This window comes from Micromonospora globosa (assembly GCF_000717585.1).
GTDB classification, from domain to species: Bacteria; Actinomycetota; Actinomycetes; order Mycobacteriales; family Micromonosporaceae; genus Micromonospora; species Micromonospora aurantiaca.
In genome coordinates this window covers 24,358-41,821 of sequence record NZ_JNZR01000016.1, presented here as the reverse complement: position 1 = coordinate 41,821, position 17,464 = coordinate 24,358, and the positions used below count along the sequence as shown (strand labels likewise).

At 73.4% G+C, this 17,464-nt stretch carries 13 protein-coding genes; 5 read left to right on the top strand and 8 right to left on the bottom strand.

Going from position 1 to position 17,464, the window contains the following annotated elements:
* Positions 1-107 precede the first annotated feature (107 nt).
* From mraY to mraZ, 7 genes are all read right to left on the bottom strand, one after another.
* Entirely contained in the window at positions 108-1,235 is a 1,128-nt protein-coding gene (gene mraY, locus IF06_RS0116010) for a phospho-N-acetylmuramoyl-pentapeptide-transferase (RefSeq protein ID WP_013287604.1), read from the bottom strand.
* Positions 1,232-2,641: a UDP-N-acetylmuramoyl-tripeptide--D-alanyl-D-alanine ligase gene (locus IF06_RS0116005; RefSeq protein WP_030271916.1), complete on the bottom strand. Its 1,410-nt coding sequence runs from the start codon at positions 2,639-2,641 to the stop codon at positions 1,232-1,234. The genes mraY and IF06_RS0116005 overlap by 4 nt, the downstream gene beginning before the upstream one ends.
* Positions 2,638-4,200 (bottom strand): UDP-N-acetylmuramoyl-L-alanyl-D-glutamate--2,6-diaminopimelate ligase, encoded by a 1,563-nt coding sequence (locus IF06_RS0116000; protein ID WP_030271913.1) that lies wholly within the window; start codon positions 4,198-4,200, stop codon positions 2,638-2,640. The genes IF06_RS0116005 and IF06_RS0116000 overlap by 4 nt, the downstream gene beginning before the upstream one ends.
* Before the next feature lie 52 nt (positions 4,201-4,252).
* Positions 4,253-6,466, bottom strand: a complete 2,214-nt coding sequence (locus IF06_RS0115995; protein WP_030271911.1) for a peptidoglycan D,D-transpeptidase FtsI family protein — start codon at positions 6,464-6,466, stop codon at positions 4,253-4,255.
* Positions 6,467-6,469: 3 nt separating this feature from the next.
* Positions 6,470-7,051 (bottom strand): hypothetical protein, encoded by a 582-nt coding sequence (locus IF06_RS0115990; protein ID WP_030271910.1) that lies wholly within the window; start codon positions 7,049-7,051, stop codon positions 6,470-6,472.
* A complete protein-coding gene (gene rsmH / locus IF06_RS0115985) occupies positions 7,048-8,157 on the bottom strand; it encodes a 16S rRNA (cytosine(1402)-N(4))-methyltransferase RsmH (RefSeq protein ID WP_030271908.1) in 1,110 nt (369 codons plus the stop codon). The genes IF06_RS0115990 and rsmH overlap by 4 nt, the downstream gene beginning before the upstream one ends.
* A gap of 204 nt (positions 8,158-8,361) precedes the next feature.
* Positions 8,362-8,793: a division/cell wall cluster transcriptional repressor MraZ gene (mraZ, locus tag IF06_RS0115980; RefSeq protein WP_013287610.1), complete on the bottom strand. Its 432-nt coding sequence runs from the start codon at positions 8,791-8,793 to the stop codon at positions 8,362-8,364.
* 355 nt (positions 8,794-9,148) lie between these two features.
* On the opposite strand from mraZ, the gene IF06_RS0115975 reads away from it, so the two are divergent.
* From IF06_RS0115975 to IF06_RS0115965, 3 genes are read left to right on the top strand one after another with little or no spacing between them, the layout of a single operon-like run.
* The gene (locus tag IF06_RS0115975) at positions 9,149-10,396 is read left to right on the top strand and encodes a MurT ligase domain-containing protein (RefSeq protein ID WP_013287611.1); all 1,248 of its coding nucleotides are present in this window, start codon (positions 9,149-9,151) and stop codon (positions 10,394-10,396) included.
* Positions 10,386-11,108, top strand: a complete 723-nt coding sequence (locus IF06_RS0115970) for a type 1 glutamine amidotransferase (RefSeq protein WP_013287612.1) — start codon at positions 10,386-10,388, stop codon at positions 11,106-11,108. Before IF06_RS0115975 ends, IF06_RS0115970 begins: the two co-directional genes overlap by 11 nt.
* Complete coding sequence (locus tag IF06_RS0115965) at positions 11,105-11,815, top strand: TVP38/TMEM64 family protein (RefSeq protein ID WP_030271906.1); 711 nt, start codon at positions 11,105-11,107, stop codon at positions 11,813-11,815. Before IF06_RS0115970 ends, IF06_RS0115965 begins: the two co-directional genes overlap by 4 nt.
* 46 nt (positions 11,816-11,861) lie before the next feature.
* Here the strand turns inward: IF06_RS0115965 and leuS are convergent, their stop codons facing one another.
* Positions 11,862-14,702 carry a leucine--tRNA ligase gene (gene leuS / locus IF06_RS0115960; RefSeq protein WP_030271904.1) on the bottom strand — a complete coding sequence of 947 codons (2,841 nt, stop codon included), beginning with the start codon at positions 14,700-14,702 and terminating at the stop codon, positions 11,862-11,864.
* Positions 14,703-15,099: 397 nt separating this feature from the next.
* On the opposite strand from leuS, the gene IF06_RS0115955 reads away from it, so the two are divergent.
* Positions 15,100-16,155, top strand: a complete 1,056-nt coding sequence (locus IF06_RS0115955; RefSeq protein ID WP_030271902.1) for an AAA family ATPase — start codon at positions 15,100-15,102, stop codon at positions 16,153-16,155.
* Position 16,156: 1 nt separating this feature from the next.
* Positions 16,157-17,455, top strand: a complete 1,299-nt coding sequence (locus tag IF06_RS0115950) for a DUF58 domain-containing protein (RefSeq protein WP_030271900.1) — start codon at positions 16,157-16,159, stop codon at positions 17,453-17,455.
* The last annotated feature ends 9 nt before the right edge of the window (positions 17,456-17,464 follow it).

Sequence of the window (17,464 nt, the reverse complement as noted above, 5' to 3'; positions counted from 1 at the left end):
CCCGCGCGCCCGTGGCGCAACCGCCCGGTCGGCGTGTCGGATCTGAAGGAAGGGCCCCTTATTAACAGACGTCTGTTAATAAGGGGCCCTTCCTTACACCCGAGGCGTCAGCTGACCGCGGCGAGGAACTCGCTGTAGAACAGGCCCAGCGCGATGGCCACGCCGATACCGGCGATGATCCAGAACCGGACCACGATGTTGACCTCGCTCCAGCCCGCCAGCTCGAAGTGGTGCTGCAACGGCGACATCCGGAACACGCGCTTGCCGGTGGTACGGAAGGAGATGATCTGGATGACCACGGACATCGTGATGATCACGAAGAGGCCGCCCAGGATCGGCAGCAGCAGGATGGTGCGGGTGGACATCGCCATGCCGGCGATCAGGCCGCCCAGCCCGAGCGCGCCGGTGTCGCCCATGAAGATCCGCGCCGGTGACGTGTTCCACCACAGGAAGCCCACGCAGGCGCCGGCCGCCGCGCCGGCGATCAACGCGATCTCCAGCGGGTCACGCACGGTGTAGCAGTACGACTCGGTGTAGTTCGGGTCGGCGCACCAGTGCCGGTACTGCCAGAACGCGATCAGCGCGTACGCCGCCAGCACCATCACCGAGGCGCCGGTGGCCAGACCGTCCAGGCCGTCGGTGAGGTTGACGCCGTTGGTGGCCGCCATGACCACCATGATGATGACGATCACCGCGCCGATCTTGCCGATCTCCAGCGCCGGGATGTCCCGGATGAAGCTCAGCGTGGTGCTGCCCACGGTCTCGGTGTTCGTCGCGTTGCCGCCGGCGTCGGTCATGCTGGACGGGAAGTAGACCGCCACCGCGCCGAAGACCGCGCCGACCAGGATCTGCCCGGCCAGCTTGCCCCGCTTGTTGAGACCGCCGCTGTGGCGCTTGCGCACCTTCAGGAAGTCGTCGATGAAGCCGACCGCGCCGGAGAACACCATCAGCCCCAGCAGCACCAGCGCCGTGATGGTCGGCTCGACCTGGGCGATCTGCGCGTCCGGCAGCGTGGTCAGAGCCAGGTGCCCGGCCACGTACGCGATGACTGTGGCCAGGATGAAGACCACGCCGCCCATGGTCGGCGTGCCCTTCTTGCCCTCGTTGCTGGCGAGCCCGAGGTTCGATCGGATCGGCTGGCCGGCCTTGAGCCGGGCGAACACCTTGATCGCGATCGGGGTGCCGAACAGCGAGATCAGGAACGCGACCCCGATGGCGACGATGACCGCCCTCATGCGGCGCCGCCCTCCGTCGCACCCTCCCGGGCGTCCGCGCGCAGCGCGTCGGCCACCTCCCAGGTCCGGTACCGGGAGCCCTTCACCAGCACCACGTCTCCCGGACGCAGCTCGCTCCGCAGCACCTCGACGGCCGCCGCCTGATCGGTGAGCAGCACCGACTCTCCTCCCCAATTACCTACCGCTGTCGCGCCCTCGTGGATCGGCGCCGCCGGCTCGCCCACCACGAGCAGCCGGTCCACTCCCAGTTCGGCCGCGAGCCGGCCGACCTGCTGATGCCCCTGAAGTTCGAAGTCACCCAGCTCGGCCATGTAGCCGAGCACCGCGACGGTACGCCCCTCGCCACGCATGCTGGCCAACGCCCGCAGCGCCACGCCGGTGGAGGCGGGGTTGGCGTTGTACGAGTCGTCGATCACGGTCACCCCGTCGGGACGCTCGAAGACGTCCATCCGGCGGGTCGAGACCAGGCCCAGCTCGTTCAGCGCCGCCGCCAGGTCCGGCAGCGGCAGGCCCAGCTCCCGGCCGACAGCCGCGGCGGCGAGCGAGTTGGAGACCTGGTGCCGGCCGGTCAGCCCGAGCCGCACGGGCGCGCTGCCCTCCGGGGTGACGAGGGTGTACGAGGGCCGTCCCCGGCCGTCGAGCGTCACGTCCACGGCGCGTACGTCGGCGCGCTCCGACTCGCCGTAGCGGACCACCCGGGCCCGGGTACGCGACGCCATCGCGTCGACCCGCGGGTCGTCGGCGTTGAGCACCGCCAGCCCGTCGGAGGGCAACGCCTCGACCAGCTCGCCCTTGGCCAGCGCGATGGTCTCCACCGAGCCGAACTCGCCCAGGTGCGCCACGCCCACGTTCAGCACCACGGAGATCCGCGGCGGCACCACGTCGCACAGGTAGCGGACGTGCCCGACCCCGCGGGCGCCCTTCTCCATCACCAGGTAGCGGGTCTCCGGCGTGGCCTGCAACGCCGTGTACGGATGCCCCAGCTCGTTGTTGAACGAGCCGGGCGGCGCCACCGTCGGGCCGAGCCGGACCGCGAGCTGGGCGATCAGGTCCTTGGTGGTGGTCTTGCCGGACGAGCCGGTCAGCCCGATCACGGTCAGCCCGGGCAGCCGGTCCACCACCGCGCGGGCCAGCCGGCCCATCGCGTCGAGCGCGTCACCGACGAGCACCATCGGCACGCCCGGCACCTCCCGGGTGCCGAGCACCGCGACAGCGCCGGCGGAGATCGCGCCGGCCGCGTAGTCGTGGCCGTCCACCCGTTCGCCGGGGAAGGCGACGAACAGCCCGCCCCGGTTCACCTTGCGGGAGTCGAACTCCACGGTGCCGGTGACCCGGGCGTCCGGGTCGGCGCCGACGAGCCGGCCCTCGACCGCGGCGGCCACCTCGGCCAGCGTCAGCGGGATCACCGCTGACCCACCAGGTCACCGAAGCGGGCGCGCAGCGCCGCCGCCAGCTCCACCCGGTCGTCGAACGGCAGCACCTCGCCGCCGATCTCCTGGCCGCGTTCCTGGCCTTTGCCCAGCACCGCCACCACGTCACCCGGTTCGGCCACCCGGACCGCCTCCTCGATCGCAGCCCGCCGCCCGGGCACCTCGATGACGCGGGCCGGGGTCGCGGCGGCGTACGCGCCGGCGAGCACCTCGGCCCGGATCGCGGCCGGGTCCTCCGTCCGCGGGTTGTCGTCGGTCACGAGCACCACGTCGGCGCCGCGCGCGGCCACGCCGCCCATCACCGGCCGCTTGCCCCGGTCCCGGTCGCCGCCGGCGCCCAGCACGCAGATCAGCCGGCCTTCGGTCAGGTCGCGCAGCGCGATGAGCACCGCCTCGATCGCGTTGGCCTTGTGCGCGTAGTCGACCACCCCGCGCACCGGGGCGTCGCCGCTGACCAGTTCCAGCCGGCCGGGCACGCCACCGCAGGCGGCCACGCCGCGCGCCGCAGTCTCCGGGTCCACCCCGACGGCGACCAGCAGGGCGACCGCCAGCAGCGCGTTCGCCACGTTGTGCCGGCCGGGCAGCGCCACGCCGGTGGGCAGCGTCAGCCCGTCCGGGCCGTGCAGCGTGAAGCGCTGCGCGTAGCCCTCGCCGTCGATCCCGTCGGCCCACCAGGTCGCGTCCGGGTCGCCGGCCGCCGAGTAGGTGACGGTGCCCGGCTTGTGCAGCGGACGCAGCGCCGGGTCGTCGTGGTTGAGCACCTCGACCCGGCAGCGGCCGTCGAACAGCTTGGCCTTGGCCGCGAAGTAGTCCGCCTCGTCGGCGTGGAAGTCCAGGTGGTCGGAGCCGAAGTTGGTGTAGCCGCCGACGTCGAACCGGACGCCGCCGACCCGGCCCATGGCGAGGGCGTGGCTGGACACCTCCATGACCACCGTGTCCACCCCGTGCTCGCGGGCCACCGCGAGCATGGCGTGCAGGTCGGTGGCCTCCGGGGTGGTCCGGACGCTGTCGATCACCAGGTCGCCGAGGCGGGTCTCCACGGTGCCGATCAGCCCGGTGATGTGCCCGGCGGCCCGCAGCCCCGACTCGACCAGGTAACTGGTGGAGGTCTTGCCGGCGGTGCCGGTCACCCCGATCACGGTCAGGCCGGCGGTCGGGTCGCCGTAGACGGTCGCGGCCACCTCGCCGAGCGCGTCGCGCGGGTCGGCGACGACGAGCACGGGCAGGCCGGTCCCGGCGGCCAGCGCCACACCGGCCGGGTCGGTCAGCAGGGCCACCGCGCCCGCCTCCGCCGCCGCTGCGGCGAACTCCGCGCCGTGGCGCCGGGCACCGGGCAGGGCGGCGTACAGGTCGCCGGGGCGTACCTCCTGGCTGGCGTGGGTCACGCCGGTGACGGCCAGGTCGGCGGCCTCCTCCGGCGGGGTCGCCGCCACGCGGTCGGCGAGGTCGCCGAGCCGTACGGGACGCACGGTTGTGGGACGTGGATTGCCGGGCACGGCGTCAGACCCTACCCGGTCGTCCGGTTCCGACCGCACAGCCGCCCCGGTGGTTCGTCGCCACTCACCGATGATGTCCCGCCGTCCCCGCTCAGCGCGGAAAGACCTCGAACTTCGGGGACTTGTTGGTGAGCGACGGCGGCACCCGGTAGTGGCGGAGAGTGAAGCCCATCATCTCCCGGAAAGCCGGCGCGGCGACCGCGCCGCCCCCGCCGCCGGGGCTCCACACGAACACCGCGACCACGTACCGGGGGTTCTCCGCCGGGGCCATGCCGATGAACGAGCCGACCTCGCCGGGCTGCTGCTTGCCGCCGTCGTAGCGCAGACCGGTGCCGGTCTTGCCGGCCACCCGGTATCCGGGTACGGCGGCGGCCAGACCGGTCGCCCGGCCGCCCGGGCCGTCGACCGTGGTGACCGCCTCCATCATCTGGCGCAGCGCCGCTGCGTTGGCCGGGCTGAGCACCGAGCGGGTGGTGGGCGCCGCGGCGGGGCTGCGCTCGCCGTCCGCGCCGATGGTCTCCTTGACCAGGTGCGGCTGCACGTACGTGCCGTTGTTGGCGATGGTGGCGTACGCGGCGGCCATCTGCAGCGGCGTGGCGTCCACGCTGTGCCCGATCGGCACCGACCCGTACGCCGAGCCGCTCCACTGGTCCGGCGGCAGCAGCCGGCCGGCCGCCTCGCCGGGCATGCCCTCACCGGTGGCCTGGCCCAGCCCGAACCGCTTCTGGTAGTCGAACAGCCGGTCCTTGCCCAGCTTCTCGGCGATCTCGATGGTGCCGACGTTCGACGAGAAGGCGAGCATGCCGGGGATGCTCATGGTGCGACCGCCGACCGGGTGGGTGTCGCGGAAGGTGACGCCGCCCCGGACGATCGTGTCGGCGACCGGGAACGCGGTGTCCGGCGTGATCACGCCCTCCTGGAGAGCCGCGCCGTACGTGATCGCCTTGTGGATCGAGCCGGGGTCGACCACGAACGTGGTGGCCGCGTCGTCCCGGTCGGCCGGGGAACCGACCTTGGTGGGGTTGGCCGCGTCGTACGTCGGCTGGCTGGCCTGCGCCAGCACCTCACCGCTCGGCACCTCGATGATCACCGCGGCGCCGACGCTGCCCTTCACCTTGGCCGTCTGCTTCGCCAGGATCCGCTGCGTCATGAACTGGAGGTCCCGGTCGACGGTGAGCTTCAGCGAGCTGCCCGGCTGCGGCTGGGTGGTGCGGCTGTAGCCGCCGGGGATGGGCGCGGCCAGGTCTCCGAGGCCCACCTCGTAGGTCCGCTTGCCGGCCTGTCCGCGCAGCACGTCGTCGTACTTGGCCTCCAGCCCCTCCAGGCCGTTCATGTCCTGGCTGACGAAGCCGATCAGGTTCGCCGCCAGGTCGCCGCCGGGCACCTCGCGCCGCTCGTCGCGGTGCACGTTGATGCCGGCCAGGTCGAGTTCCATGATCCGCTTGGCGGTGCCGATCTCCACACCGCGGGCCAAATAGACGAACTGCAACGGGGTGTCGGTGCCGGGCAGGGTGCGCTTGCGCATCTTCTCGGCCAGGTCGGACACGGGCACGCCGAGCAGCGGGGAGAGCAGGCGCGCGGTGGCGAACCGGTCCTTGACCCGGGTGGGGTCGGCGAACACGTACCGGGCCTCGACGCTGTGCGCCAGCGGCTCGCCGCCGCGGTCGAGGATCGCCCCGCGCGGGGCCGGCAGCTCGACCACGGCGAGCCGGTTGGGCAGGCCGCCGTCGGCGTACGCCGGGGTGTCCACGGTCTGGAGGTAGACCAGCCGCACGCCGATGCTGGCGAACAACGCCAGCGCCAGCACCGTGCCGAGCCGCAGCCGCCGGCGCGGGTCGCCGAGTCGCGGCGGCCGGCGCGGCTTGCGTACCGGCCGGCGGGGCTGCGCGGCGGGGCGGCGCGGCTGGGACCGGCGGCGCGGCGGCGCGTCCTCGTCGTCGTCGTCGAACGGTTCCCGCACCGGCCGGGACGAGACGGTCCGCACCACGCCGGCCCGGCCGCCCGCGGCGGTGGACCGGCGGCCGGACCGGGCGCCGTCGGTCGCGGGCTCGCGCGTGCCGGCACGCCCCGCCCGGCCGCCGTCGAGCACCTGCAACGCGGGCCGGAACGGGTCGCCGGACCGGTTGCTGCGGGGGGTACGCCGTTGCTCCGCGCCGCCGCCCTCGCGCACGGTCCGCCCGCGCGGCGTGTACGCGCGGGCGTCGGAGATCCCGCCGAGGCCCGGCTCGCGCGGCTCCGACCCCCGCGACGATCCGCGCCGGGAGCCCGTGGCGTCCCGGCGCGGATCATCCGATCTCGGCGGCATCGCTCAGCCTCCGTTGCCCTGCTGGCTGGTGACCGACGGGGCACCCTGCGCGGGGTGCGGCACCCCGATGGTCTGCCCGTCCGGCAGCCGGATGTAGGCCGGGTCCTCGGACTCGACCAGGCCGAGCCGCCGGGCGTTGGCGGTCAGGTTGCCGGGCGCCTCCTGCTTCGCGATCTCCTTCTTCAGCTCCTGCTCGTCCACGTCCAGCTTGGCCTGCTGCTGCTGGAGCTTCTCCAGCTTGAACGCGTTCTCGTTGATCTTGGTGTTGACCGCCAGGATGCCCAGCACCCCGCCGACCACCAGCACCAGGATCAGCGCGACGAACGGTGCCCGGGGCACCCGGATCGGCGCCGGCGGGGCGACCCGCAGGCGCGGCGTGGGCGCACCGGTGACCCGGGTACGCTCGGCCGGCCGCAGGGCGGCACTGCCCTGCGTCGGGAACTCGCGCGCCCCCCGGGCGCGAGTTGCCTCCCGGCGGTCGGTCGCCGTCGTGTCCCGCGTGGTGCGCTGCGCCGCGGTCCGGCCCCCCGACCGCGGTGCGCGCTGCCCGACGGCTCCCCGGCCGTCGCGCTTCTCGACGTTCATGTCCCCTCCCCCTCCTCGTCCGTCCCGTTCGCGTCCCCCGGGGCCGACCGCGGGTCCTTGCCGGACCCCGGTGACCCCGTCCCCGGTTGGTGCATCGCCTTCACCCGGCGGCGGTACCGTTCGCGGTCGGTACGCCCCTGCCGGGCCGCCTCCGGGTCGAGCCGTTCCGCGGCCCGCAGCCGCACCGAGGCGGCACGCGGGTTCGCGGCCACCTCCGCCTCCCCGGGCAGCTCGGCGCCCCGGCTCAACAGCCGGAACGTCGGGCCCGACCCGGGCAGTTCGACCGGGAGGTCGACCGGGCCCTTACTTCGGACCCGGTCGGCGAGCGCCTGCTTGGTGAGCCGGTCCTCCAGCGAGTGGTAGGACAGGACCACCATGCGGCCGCCCACTGTGAGCTTGTCCAGAGCAGCCGGCAGCGCCGTCTCCAGCGCTGCCAGTTCTCTGTTTACCTCGATCCGCAAAGCCTGAAACGTTCTCTTTGCCGGGTGTCCACCGGTTCGTCGGGCCGGTGCCGGAATGGCGTCCCGGACCAGCTCGGCCAGCCGGGCCGAGGACGTGATCCGGTTGCGCTCCCGTTCCCGGATGATCGCCGAGGCGATCTTCCCGGCGAACTTCTCCTCGCCGTACACCCGCAGCAGGCGGGCCAGGTCCGGGTGGGAGTACGTGTTGACCACCTCTTCGGCGGTCACCCCCCGGGTCTGGTCCATCCGCATGTCCAGCGGCGCGTCCTGCGCGTACGCGAACCCGCGGTCGGGCGCGTCGAGTTGCAGGGACGAGACGCCGAGGTCGAACAGCACCCCGTCGATCGCCGGGTAACCGAGCCGGTCGAGCACCTCGGGCAGCTCGTCGTAGACGGCGTGCTCCAGGTGGATCCGGTCGGCGAACCGGGCCAGGCGGACCCGCGCGTGGGCGAGCGCCTCGGTGTCCCGGTCCAGGCCGATCAGCACCGTGTCCGGATGCGCCGAGAGCACTGCCTCGGCGTGCCCGGCCAGGCCGAGCGTGGCGTCGACGTGGACGGTGCGACCGGGCCGGCCCAGTGCGGGGGCCAGCAGCTCGAGACACCGCTCGAGCAGCACCGGCACGTGCGTGCCGCGTAGCTCCCCCATCTCGACCCCCACCCCGTTCGCCAACCGTTCCGTCACGTGTCCGTCGTCGCCACGACGCCTCGCCATACCGCCAGATCCCCATCCGCTCCCGCCCGCCGGAGGCCGCGGCCCTCCGTGTCGGATCGTGCGCCTGGCACCGGGGAAGGGGTGCCAGGAACTCGAAAGCGGCTGGAGATCTCGCAGTACGTCGGGCGCCGTCACGCCCTACAGACCGCCGGGCAGCACCCCCTCCTCGATGTCGGCGAAGTCGTCTTCGCTCTCCGCGAGGTAGGCCTCCCAGGCCGCCTTGTCCCAGATCTCCACCCGGGTGCTCGCTCCGATCACGACCAGATCCCGGTCCAGTGCCGCGTACGACCGCAGGTGGCCGGGTATGGTGACCCGCCCCTGCTTGTCCGGCACCTCGTCGTGCGCGCTGGCGAAGAAGACCCGGCTGTAGGCCCGGGCCGCCTTGCTCGTCATCGGCTGCGCGCGCAACTGGTCGGCGATCCGCTGGAACTCGGGCATCGGGAAGACGTAGAGGCAGCGCTCCTGCCCTTTGGTGATCACGACACCCCCCGCCAGTTCGTCCCGGAACTTCGCCGGCAGGATCAACCGGCCTTTGTCGTCCAGGCGCGGAGTGTGGGTGCCGAGGAACATCGGCCCAACCCCCTCGCCCTGAGCGGCGTTCGCGGCGCCGCTGACCCCCCGGGCCGGTGTGGCCCTCCCGGCCTCACCATCGCGCCCCACTCTACTCCACTTCCCTCCACCTGCAACCAGAATCGCCCGCGCGGCGTGGCGTTTCCGCGCGCAAAACCGCACGTCAACGCGGGTGGGGCGGAGTGGAGGGGGTGGGGCGCGCCCCACACCGTCCGCTACCCGACATCGACCGCCGCCGTCCGGCCCCGCGCGCTCCGCCCGTCCGCCGGGCCGTCCCCGGCCGAACGGTTCGCCGTCGGCGGCGATCTGGTGGAGGTGGCGGTCCGGTAACCTCGCTCGGGTGACGGACGCGAAGATGCCCTTGCGGGCAAAGGTGGCCAGCTCCGTGTCGCGCACCGCCGCGGCGCTGTCGCGGGCCGCGGGCCGTGGCGACGGCTCGGTGATCGGCGGCTGGATCGGCCTCAAGATCGACCCGGACCTGCTCGCCCATCTCTCGGCCGGGCGCGCCATCGCCCTGGTGTCCGGCACCAACGGCAAGACCACCACCACCCGGCTCACCACCGCCGCGGTCGGCGTGCTGGGCCGGGTCGCCACCAACTCCTTCGGCGCGAACATGCCCACCGGCCACACCTCGGCGCTCGCAAAGGCCGGCAGCACGCCGTACGCGGTGCTGGAGGTGGACGAGCACTACCTCGCCCAGGTGCTGGAGGCGACCGAGCCGCACGTGGTGGCGCTGCTCAACCTCTCCCGCGACCAGCTCGACCGCGCCAAGGAGGTCGCCATGATGGCGCAGCTCTGGCGCGCCGCCCTGGTCCGGCACCCGCGGGTACGGGTGGTCGCCAACGCCGACGACCCGATGGTGGTGTGGGCCGCCTGCCCGCCGGCCGACCCGGCCCAGGGCCACGTGCCGCCGCACGTCACCTGGTTCAGCGCCGGGCAGCGCTGGCACGACGACTCCTGGGTCTGCCCCGAGTGCGGCTCCACCATCCAGCGCTCCGGTGAGCAGTGGTGGTGCACCGGCTGCCCGCTGCGTCGCCCCGAGCCGCACTGGACGGTCGAGGACGACGGCGTGCTCGACCCCACCGGCGCCTGGCACAAGATCCAGCTCCAGCTCCCCGGCAAGGTCAACCTCGGCAACGCGGCCACCGCGCTGGCCGTCGCCGCCGAGTTCGGCGTACGCCCGGTGGACGCGGTGTCCCGGCTCGGCACCGTCACCTCGGTGGCCGGCCGCTACGCCCAGGTGGACCGCGACGGGCGCAACATCCGGCTGCTGCTGGCGAAGAACCCGGCGAGCTGGCTGGAGGCGTTCGACATGGCCGACGTCGCGCCGACACTGCTGTCCATCAACGCCCGCGATCCCGACGGGCTGGACACCTCGTGGCTGTTCGACGTGGACTTCTCCCCGCTGACCGGCCGGCAAGTGCTGATCACCGGCGACCGGGCGTACGACCTGGCGGTGCGACTGGAGGTCAACGGCGTGCCGTTCCAGCACGTCCGCAGCTTCGACGAGGCCGTCCGCGCCGTGCCGCCGGGCCGGCTGGAGGTCATCGCCAACTACACCGCCTTCCAGGACATCCGAGCGGAGCTGGACCGTGTCAACTGAGAGCCTGCGCATCGTCTGGATCTATCCCGACCTGCTGTCCACATACGGCGACCGGGGCAACGCGCTGATCCTGGCCCGCCGGGCCCAGCTGCGCGGCATGCCGGTCGAGGTGCTCGAGGTCCGCTCCGACCAGCGGCTGCCCGCCACCGCCGACATCTACCTGCTCGGCGGCGGCGAGGACGGCCCGCAGGCGCTCGGCGCCCAGCGTCTGATCGCCGACGGCGGCCTGCACCGGGCGGTGGCCCAGGGTTCGGTGGTGTTCGGCGTCTGCGCCGGCTACCAGCTTCTCGGCACCTCGTTCTTCGCCAAGGGCACCCGCTGCGCCGGCCTGGAGCTGCTCGACCTCTCCTCCGACCGCGGGCCCACCCGGGCGGTGGGCGAGCTGGCCGGCGAGGTCGACCCACGGCTCGGCATCCCGCACCTGTCCGGGTTCGAGAACCACGGCGGCCGCACCCACCTCGGTCCGGGCGTGTCCCCGCTGGCCCGGGTCACCACCGGGGTCGGCAACGACGGGGCCACCGAGGGCGCGTGGCGGGGCAAGCTGCTCGGCACCTACTCGCACGGCCCGGCGCTGGCGCGCAACCCCGACCTGGCCGACCTGCTGCTGCGCTGGGCGACCGGCATCCACCAGCTCCCCCCGCTCGACGACACCTGGGCCGACCGCCTCCGCTCCGAGCGCCGCACCGCGGTGGCCGCCGCACCGAGGCCGTGACCGACGCCGCCCGGCCGGGGCGGCGACCGGTGGCCCGCCGGCTCGCCGGGTTGCTGCGGCAGCCCTCGGCGCGCCGGTTCGGGCTGCTCCTGCTGCTGCTCGCCGGGTTCGGCGTGACGCTGCTGCTGGTGCCCCGGCCGGACCCGGCCGACCTGCCCCGGCTCGCCGACTCGCTGGGTGGCTACGGGCCGCCCGCGGCTGTGGTCGGCGGCGCGCTGCTGCTGGTGGCGCTGGTGCCCCGCACGTTCGTCACGCTGGCCGCGGGCGCGATCTTCGGGCCGGTGCAGGGCGCCGCGTACGCGCTCGGCGCGGCGCTGCTCGCTGCGGCCATCGGCTTCACGGTCGGCCGGGTGCTCGGCCGCGACTTCGTCGCCGAGCGGGTACGCGGCCGGCTGGCCCGCCTCGACGGCTGGTTCGCCCGGCAGAGCGTCTTCGGCGTGGTCACCGTACGGCTGCTGCCGATCGCCGGGTTCGGGCTGGTCAGCTACGGCTACGGCACCACCGCGGCCCGGGTCATGCCGTTCCTGGCCGGCAGCGTGATCGCCTCCGCGCCCACCGCCATCGGCTACGCGGCGATCGGCGCGGCCGTGACCACACCCGGTTCGATCAACTGGTACGCGGCCGCGCCTGCGAGCCTCGGCCTGATCGCCAGCGTGCTGATCATCCACCGCTGGTGGCGGGCCGAACGACGGCGTCGCGCGCCCTGACCGTCGGTGGGCGTGTCCCCGAAGTGGACACGCCCACCTGCGGGCGTCAGGCGACGACCGAGACCATCCGGCCCTTCACCACGATCACCTTGCGCGGCTCCTTGCCGCCCAGCGTGCCGGCGACCGCCTCCAGCGCCGCCGCGCGGACGGTCTCCTCGGACGCGTCGGCGGGCACCTCGACCCGGCCCCGGACCTTGCCGTTCACCTGCACCGGGTAGGTGACCGACTCGGCCACCAGCAGGGCCGGGTCGGCGACCGGGAAGTCCGCGTACGCCAGCGACGTGTCGTGGCCCAGCTTGCGCCACAGCTCCTCGGCCATGTGCGGGGCGAACGGGGCGACCATCAGCACCAGCGGCTCGGCCACCTCGCGCGGCGTACGCGCCAGCCGGGTCAGGCCGTTGGTCAGCTCGATCAGCTTGGCGATGGCGGTGTTGAACCGGATCCCGTCCATGTCGGCGCGGACCCCGTCGATCGCCTTGTGCAGCAGCCGCCGGGTCGCCTCGTCGGCCGGCTCGTCGGTGACCCGCAGCTCACCGGTCTGCTCGTCGACGACGGTGCGCCAGACCCGCTGCAGGAACCGGTACGAGCCGACCACCGCCCGGGTCTCCCACGGGCGGGACACCTCCAGCGGGCCCATCGACATCTCGTACACCCGGAACGTGTCGGCGCCGTACGCCGCGCACATGTCGTCCGGGGTGACCACGTTCTTCAGCGACTTGCCCATCTTGCCGTACTCGCGCCGCACCTCGGTCTCGCCGTGGAACCAGCGGCCGTCGACCTCGACGACCTCCTCGGCGGGCACGTAGGCGCCGCGCGGGTCGACGAACGCGTACGCCTGGATCATGCCCTGGTTGAACAGGCGGCGGAACGGCTCGAACGACGAGACGTGGCCCAGGTCGTACAGCACCTTGTGCCAGAAGCGCGCGTACAGCAGGTGCAGCACCGCGTGCTCGGCACCGCCGACGTACAGGTCGGTGCCACCGCAGTCGCCGTCGCGGCGCGGACCCATCCAGTACGCCTCGTTCTCCGGGTCGGCGAAACGCTGCGGGTCGGTCGGGTCCAGGTAGCGCAGCTCGTACCAGCAGGAGCCGGCCCACTGCGGCATCACGTTGGTCTCGCGGGTGTAGCGCTTGGGCCCGTCGCCCAGGTCCAGCTCCACCTCCACCCAGTCGCGCCGCCGCGACAGCGGGGTCTCCGGGTTGCTGTCGGCGTCGTCGGCGTCGAACGTCTTCGGCGAGAAGTCCTCCACCTCGGGCAGCTCGACCGGCAGCATCGACTCGGGCAGCGCGATCGGCGCACCGGACTCGTCGTACACGATCGGGAACGGCTCGCCCCAGTAGCGCTGCCGGGAGAACAGCCAGTCGCGCAGCCGCCAGGTGACCGCGCCGGCGCCGTGCCCGTTCGCCTCCAGCCACTCGATGATCCGCGCCTTGGCGTCGGTGACGCCCAGGCCGTCCAGGTCGATGCCGCGCTCCGGCGCGGCGCTGTTGATCGCCGGGCCGTCACCGGTGTACGCCTTGCCGTCGAAGCCCTCCGGCGGCTGCACGGTCCGCACGATCGGCAGCTCGAAGACCTCGGCGAAGTCCCAGTCCCGCTCGTCCTGGGCGGGCACCGCCATGATCGCGCCGGTGCCGTACCCGGCCAGCACGTAGTCGGCGATGAAGATCGGGATCTGCCCGCCGGTCACCGGGTTGGTGGCGTAGGCGCCGACGAAGACGCCGGTCTTCTCCTTGCTGTCCGCCTGCCGCTCCACGTCCGTCTTGGCCGCGGCGGCCTTCCGGTACGCCTCGACGGCCTCACGCGGGCCGGCGTGCCCACCGGTCCAGGCGTCCTTCGTCCCCTCCGGCCAGGCGGCCGGCGTCAGCACGTCGACCAGCTCGTGCTCGGGCGCCAGCACCATGTAGGTGGCGCCGAAGACGGTGTCCGGCCGGGTCGTGAACACCCGCACCGGGGCGGCGGCGGTCGGGAAGTCGATGTGCGCGCCGGTCGACCGGCCGATCCAGTTGCGCTGCTGCAGCTTGATCGGCTCCGGCCAGTCCAGTGTGTCCAGGTCCTCCAGCAGCCGGTCCCCGTACGCGGTGATCCGCATCATCCACTGCTTCAGGTTGCGCTTGAAGACCGGGAAGTTGCCGCGCTCGGAACGGCCGTCGGCGGTGACCTCCTCGTTCGCCAGCACGGTGCCCAGCCCCGGGCACCAGTTCACCGGCGCCTCCGAGACGTACGCCAGGCGGTGGTCGTCGACGACGCGCCGCCGCTCCCCCACTGACAGCTCGGCCCACGGACGCCCGTCCGGGGTGGCGCGGGTGCCGCCCTCGAACTCGGCGATCAGCTCGGCGATCGGCCGGGCCTTGCACGCGTCCGCGTCGTACCAGGAGTTGAAGACCTGCAGGAAGATCCACTGCGTCCAGCGGTAGAACTCGGTGTCGATGGTCGCCACCGACCGCCGCTCGTCGTGGCCCAGCCCCAGCCGGCGCAGCTGCTCCCGGTACCGCTCGATGTTGGCCTCGGTGGTGGTCCGGGGGTGGGTGCCGGTCTGCACCGCGTACTGCTCGGCGGGCAGGCCGAACGCGTCGAAGCCCATCGCGTGCAGCACGTTGCGCCCGGCCATCCGCTGGTAGCGGGCGTAGCAGTCGGTGCCGATGTAGCCCAGCGGGTGCCCGACGTGCAGGCCGGCGCCGGACGGGTACGGGAACATGTCCAGCACGTACAGCTTCTCGGCGCCCGCCCGCGGGTGGCCCGGGTCGGCCAGCGGACCGACCGGGTTCGGCGCGTGGAAGGTGCCCTCCCGCGCCCAGGTGTCCTGCCAGCGGTGCTCGATCTCGTCGGCCAGGGCGGCGGTGTACCGGAACGGGGGGATGTCGGTCGCCGGTGCGGCTGCCTCACTCATGGCGTCTCCTCGGCGCGGATCGATTCGAAAAAATTGTGGGCGGTCTGCTGCGGGCACAAAAAAGCCCCTCGCGCAGGAGGGGCGGCCGTGCTGTCGCGCGTTCAGCGCATCAACACGGCTCGGTAAGAAGCAGGAAGAACCCGGCCATGCAGGCAGTGTACCTCGCACCCCTCGGCGGCGGCGCGCCCGTTCCACCCGCGGCGGCCGGTCCCCCGGTCCGGCGAATATTCCGGGCGTAACCGACCGACCACCTGCGGGAGTCGGCAGTAACGACAAACATGGTTAGCCTGAGATACCAATGAGATTTCTGCGGCAGACGAGGCTCGGCGTCGCGAACCCAACGGCGGGTCCAGGTGCTCTATAAAGAGCTGCCGTCCAGGCGACGAGGAGGAGGCCCGTGACACAACAGACCTGGGACGAGGTGGGCGGTCTGCTGCCGCACGACGAGTTCCGCGCCGCCAGCGAGGCCATCGTGGCCAACATCGAGCAGGTCATCGAGGGCAAGACCGCCACCGTCCGGCTCGCCCTGGCGGTGCTGCTGGCCGAGGGTCACCTGCTCATCGAGGACGTGCCCGGCGTCGGCAAGACCAAGCTCGCCAAGGCGATGGCCCGGTCCATCGACTGCTCGGTCCGGCGGATCCAGTTCACCCCCGACCTGCTTCCCAGCGACGTCACCGGCGTCAGCGTCTACAACCAGGAGACGCACGACTTCGAGTTCCGCCCCGGCGCGGTCTTCGCCAACCTGGTGGTCGGCGACGAGATCAACCGGGCCTCGCCGAAGACCCAGTCGGCGCTGCTGGAGTGCATGGAGGAGCGGCAGGTCACGGTCGACGGGGTCACCTACCAGTTGCAGACGCCGTTCATGGTGATCGCGACGCAGAACCCGATCGAGATGGAGGGCACCTACCCGCTGCCCGAGGCGCAGCGCGACCGGTTCACCGCCCGCATCGCCATGGGCTACCCGGACCCGCGCGCCGAGCTGGCCATGCTCGACGGGCACGGCGCCACCGACCCGCTGCCGGGGCTGCGGCCGGTCTCCGACGCGGCCACCGTCCGCCGGCTGATCGGCCACGTCCGGCAGGTGCACGTCGCCGACGCCGTCAAGCAGTACGCGATCGACATGGTCACCGCCACCCGGGAGGCGCCCGACCTGCGCCTCGGCGCGTCCCCCCGGGCCACGCTCCAGTTGCTGCGCACCGCCCGCGCGGTGGCCGCCCTGGAGGGCCGCGACTACGTCCTGCCGGACGACCTCCAGGTCCTCGCGGTGCCTGTGCTGGCGCACCGGATCATCCCGACCGCCGACGCGCAGCTGGCCCGGCGCACCACCGACGCGATCGTCTCCGAGCTGGTGCACCGCCTGCCGCTGCCGCACGACCGGCAGCGGTCGCCGTACGACACCCGCCCCGGCGGCGGCAACAACGGCCGCGGGCCGTACGAGCCGCGGAGGCCGTGACGTGCGCGACGGCCTGCGTGGGCTGACCACCCGCGGCCGATCCTTCCTGGCGGCCGCGGTGGCCGCCGCGATCTCCGCCGGCATCCTCGGCGAGAAGGACCTGCTCCGGGTGGCGGTCCTGCTCGCCGTGCTGCCGCTGCTGGCCGCCGCATACGTCGGGCGCAGCCGGTACAAGCTGGCCTGCAACAGGTCGCTGGAGCCGCACCGGGTGCCGGTCGGCGCCAGCTCCCGGGTGGTGCTGCGGCTGCAGAACCTGTCCCGGCTGCCCACCGGCACGCTGCTGCTGGAGGACCGCCTGCCGTACGCGCTGGGCAGCCGGCCCCGGGTGGTGCTGGAGCGGCTCGGCGCGCACCAGGCCAGCTCGGTGGCGTACACGGTCCGCGCGGACGTGCGCGGCCGCTACGAGGTGGGGCCGCTGGTGATCCGGCTGACCGACCCGTTCGGCCTGTGCGAGCTGACCCGGTCGTTCCCCAGCACGGACCACCTCACGGTGATCCCGCAGGTCACCCCGCTGCCGTCGGTCCGGCTGCCCGGTGAGTACGCCGGCAGCGGCGACAGCCGGGCCCGCTCGGTGGCGGTGCACGGCGAGGACGACGCCGCCACCCGGGAGTACCGGATGGGCGACGACCTGCGCCGGGTGCACTGGAAGTCCACCGCCCGCACCGGTGAGCTGATGGTGCGCCGCGAGGAGCAGCCGTGGGAGAGCCGGGCGACGGTGGTGCTGGACACCCGCGCCGCCGGGCACCGGGGCGAGGGCCCGACGGCCAGCTTCGAGTGGGCGGTCTCGGCCGCCGCCAGCATCGCCGTGCACCTGCGCGAGGCCGGCTACAAGCTCCGGCTGGTCACCGGCAACGGCGCCGACGTCGGCGCCGCCGAGGCAGGCGGCGAGGGACTGCTGCTCGACCACCTCGCCGACGTGCACCTGGACCGGCGCGGCGAGATCACCACGCTGGTGCAGCAGGTCCGGCAGCGGGCCGACGGCGGTCTGATCATCGCGCTGCTCGGCACGCTCGGCACCGCCGAGGCGGAACTGCTGGCCGGGCTGCGCGGCAACGGGGCCACCTGCGTGGCGTTCCTGCTCGACAGCAACACCTGGCTCAACCTGCCCCCGAACGCCCGGACCGAGGCGGAGCGGGCGCACGGCGCCGCCGCGCTCGCGCTGCTGCAGAGCGGCTGGCGGGTCATCGGGGTGGAGCACGGCACCCGCCTGCCGATGCTGTGGCCGCAGGCCGGGCGGGGCTCGCAGGGCTTCGCGCTGCGGGCGGCCATGGCCGAGACGGTGGCCGGCGGACGACGATGACCGGAGGGA

Coding starts and splice junctions, on each gene's coding strand:
- mraZ (WP_013287610.1), bottom strand. CDS start 8,793: ATGTTCCTCGGCACCCACACTCCGCGCCTGGACGACAAAGGCCGGTTG.
- rsmH (WP_030271908.1), bottom strand. CDS start 8,157: ATGGGGGAGCTACGCGGCACGCACGTGCCGGTGCTGCTCGAGCGGTGT.
- IF06_RS0115975 (WP_013287611.1), top strand. CDS start 9,149: ATGCCCTTGCGGGCAAAGGTGGCCAGCTCCGTGTCGCGCACCGCCGCG.
- IF06_RS0115990 (WP_030271910.1), bottom strand. CDS start 7,051: ATGAACGTCGAGAAGCGCGACGGCCGGGGAGCCGTCGGGCAGCGCGCA.
- leuS (WP_030271904.1), bottom strand. CDS start 14,702: ATGAGTGAGGCAGCCGCACCGGCGACCGACATCCCCCCGTTCCGGTAC.
- mraY (WP_013287604.1), bottom strand. CDS start 1,235: ATGAGGGCGGTCATCGTCGCCATCGGGGTCGCGTTCCTGATCTCGCTG.
- IF06_RS0115995 (WP_030271911.1), bottom strand. CDS start 6,466: ATGCCGCCGAGATCGGATGATCCGCGCCGGGACGCCACGGGCTCCCGG.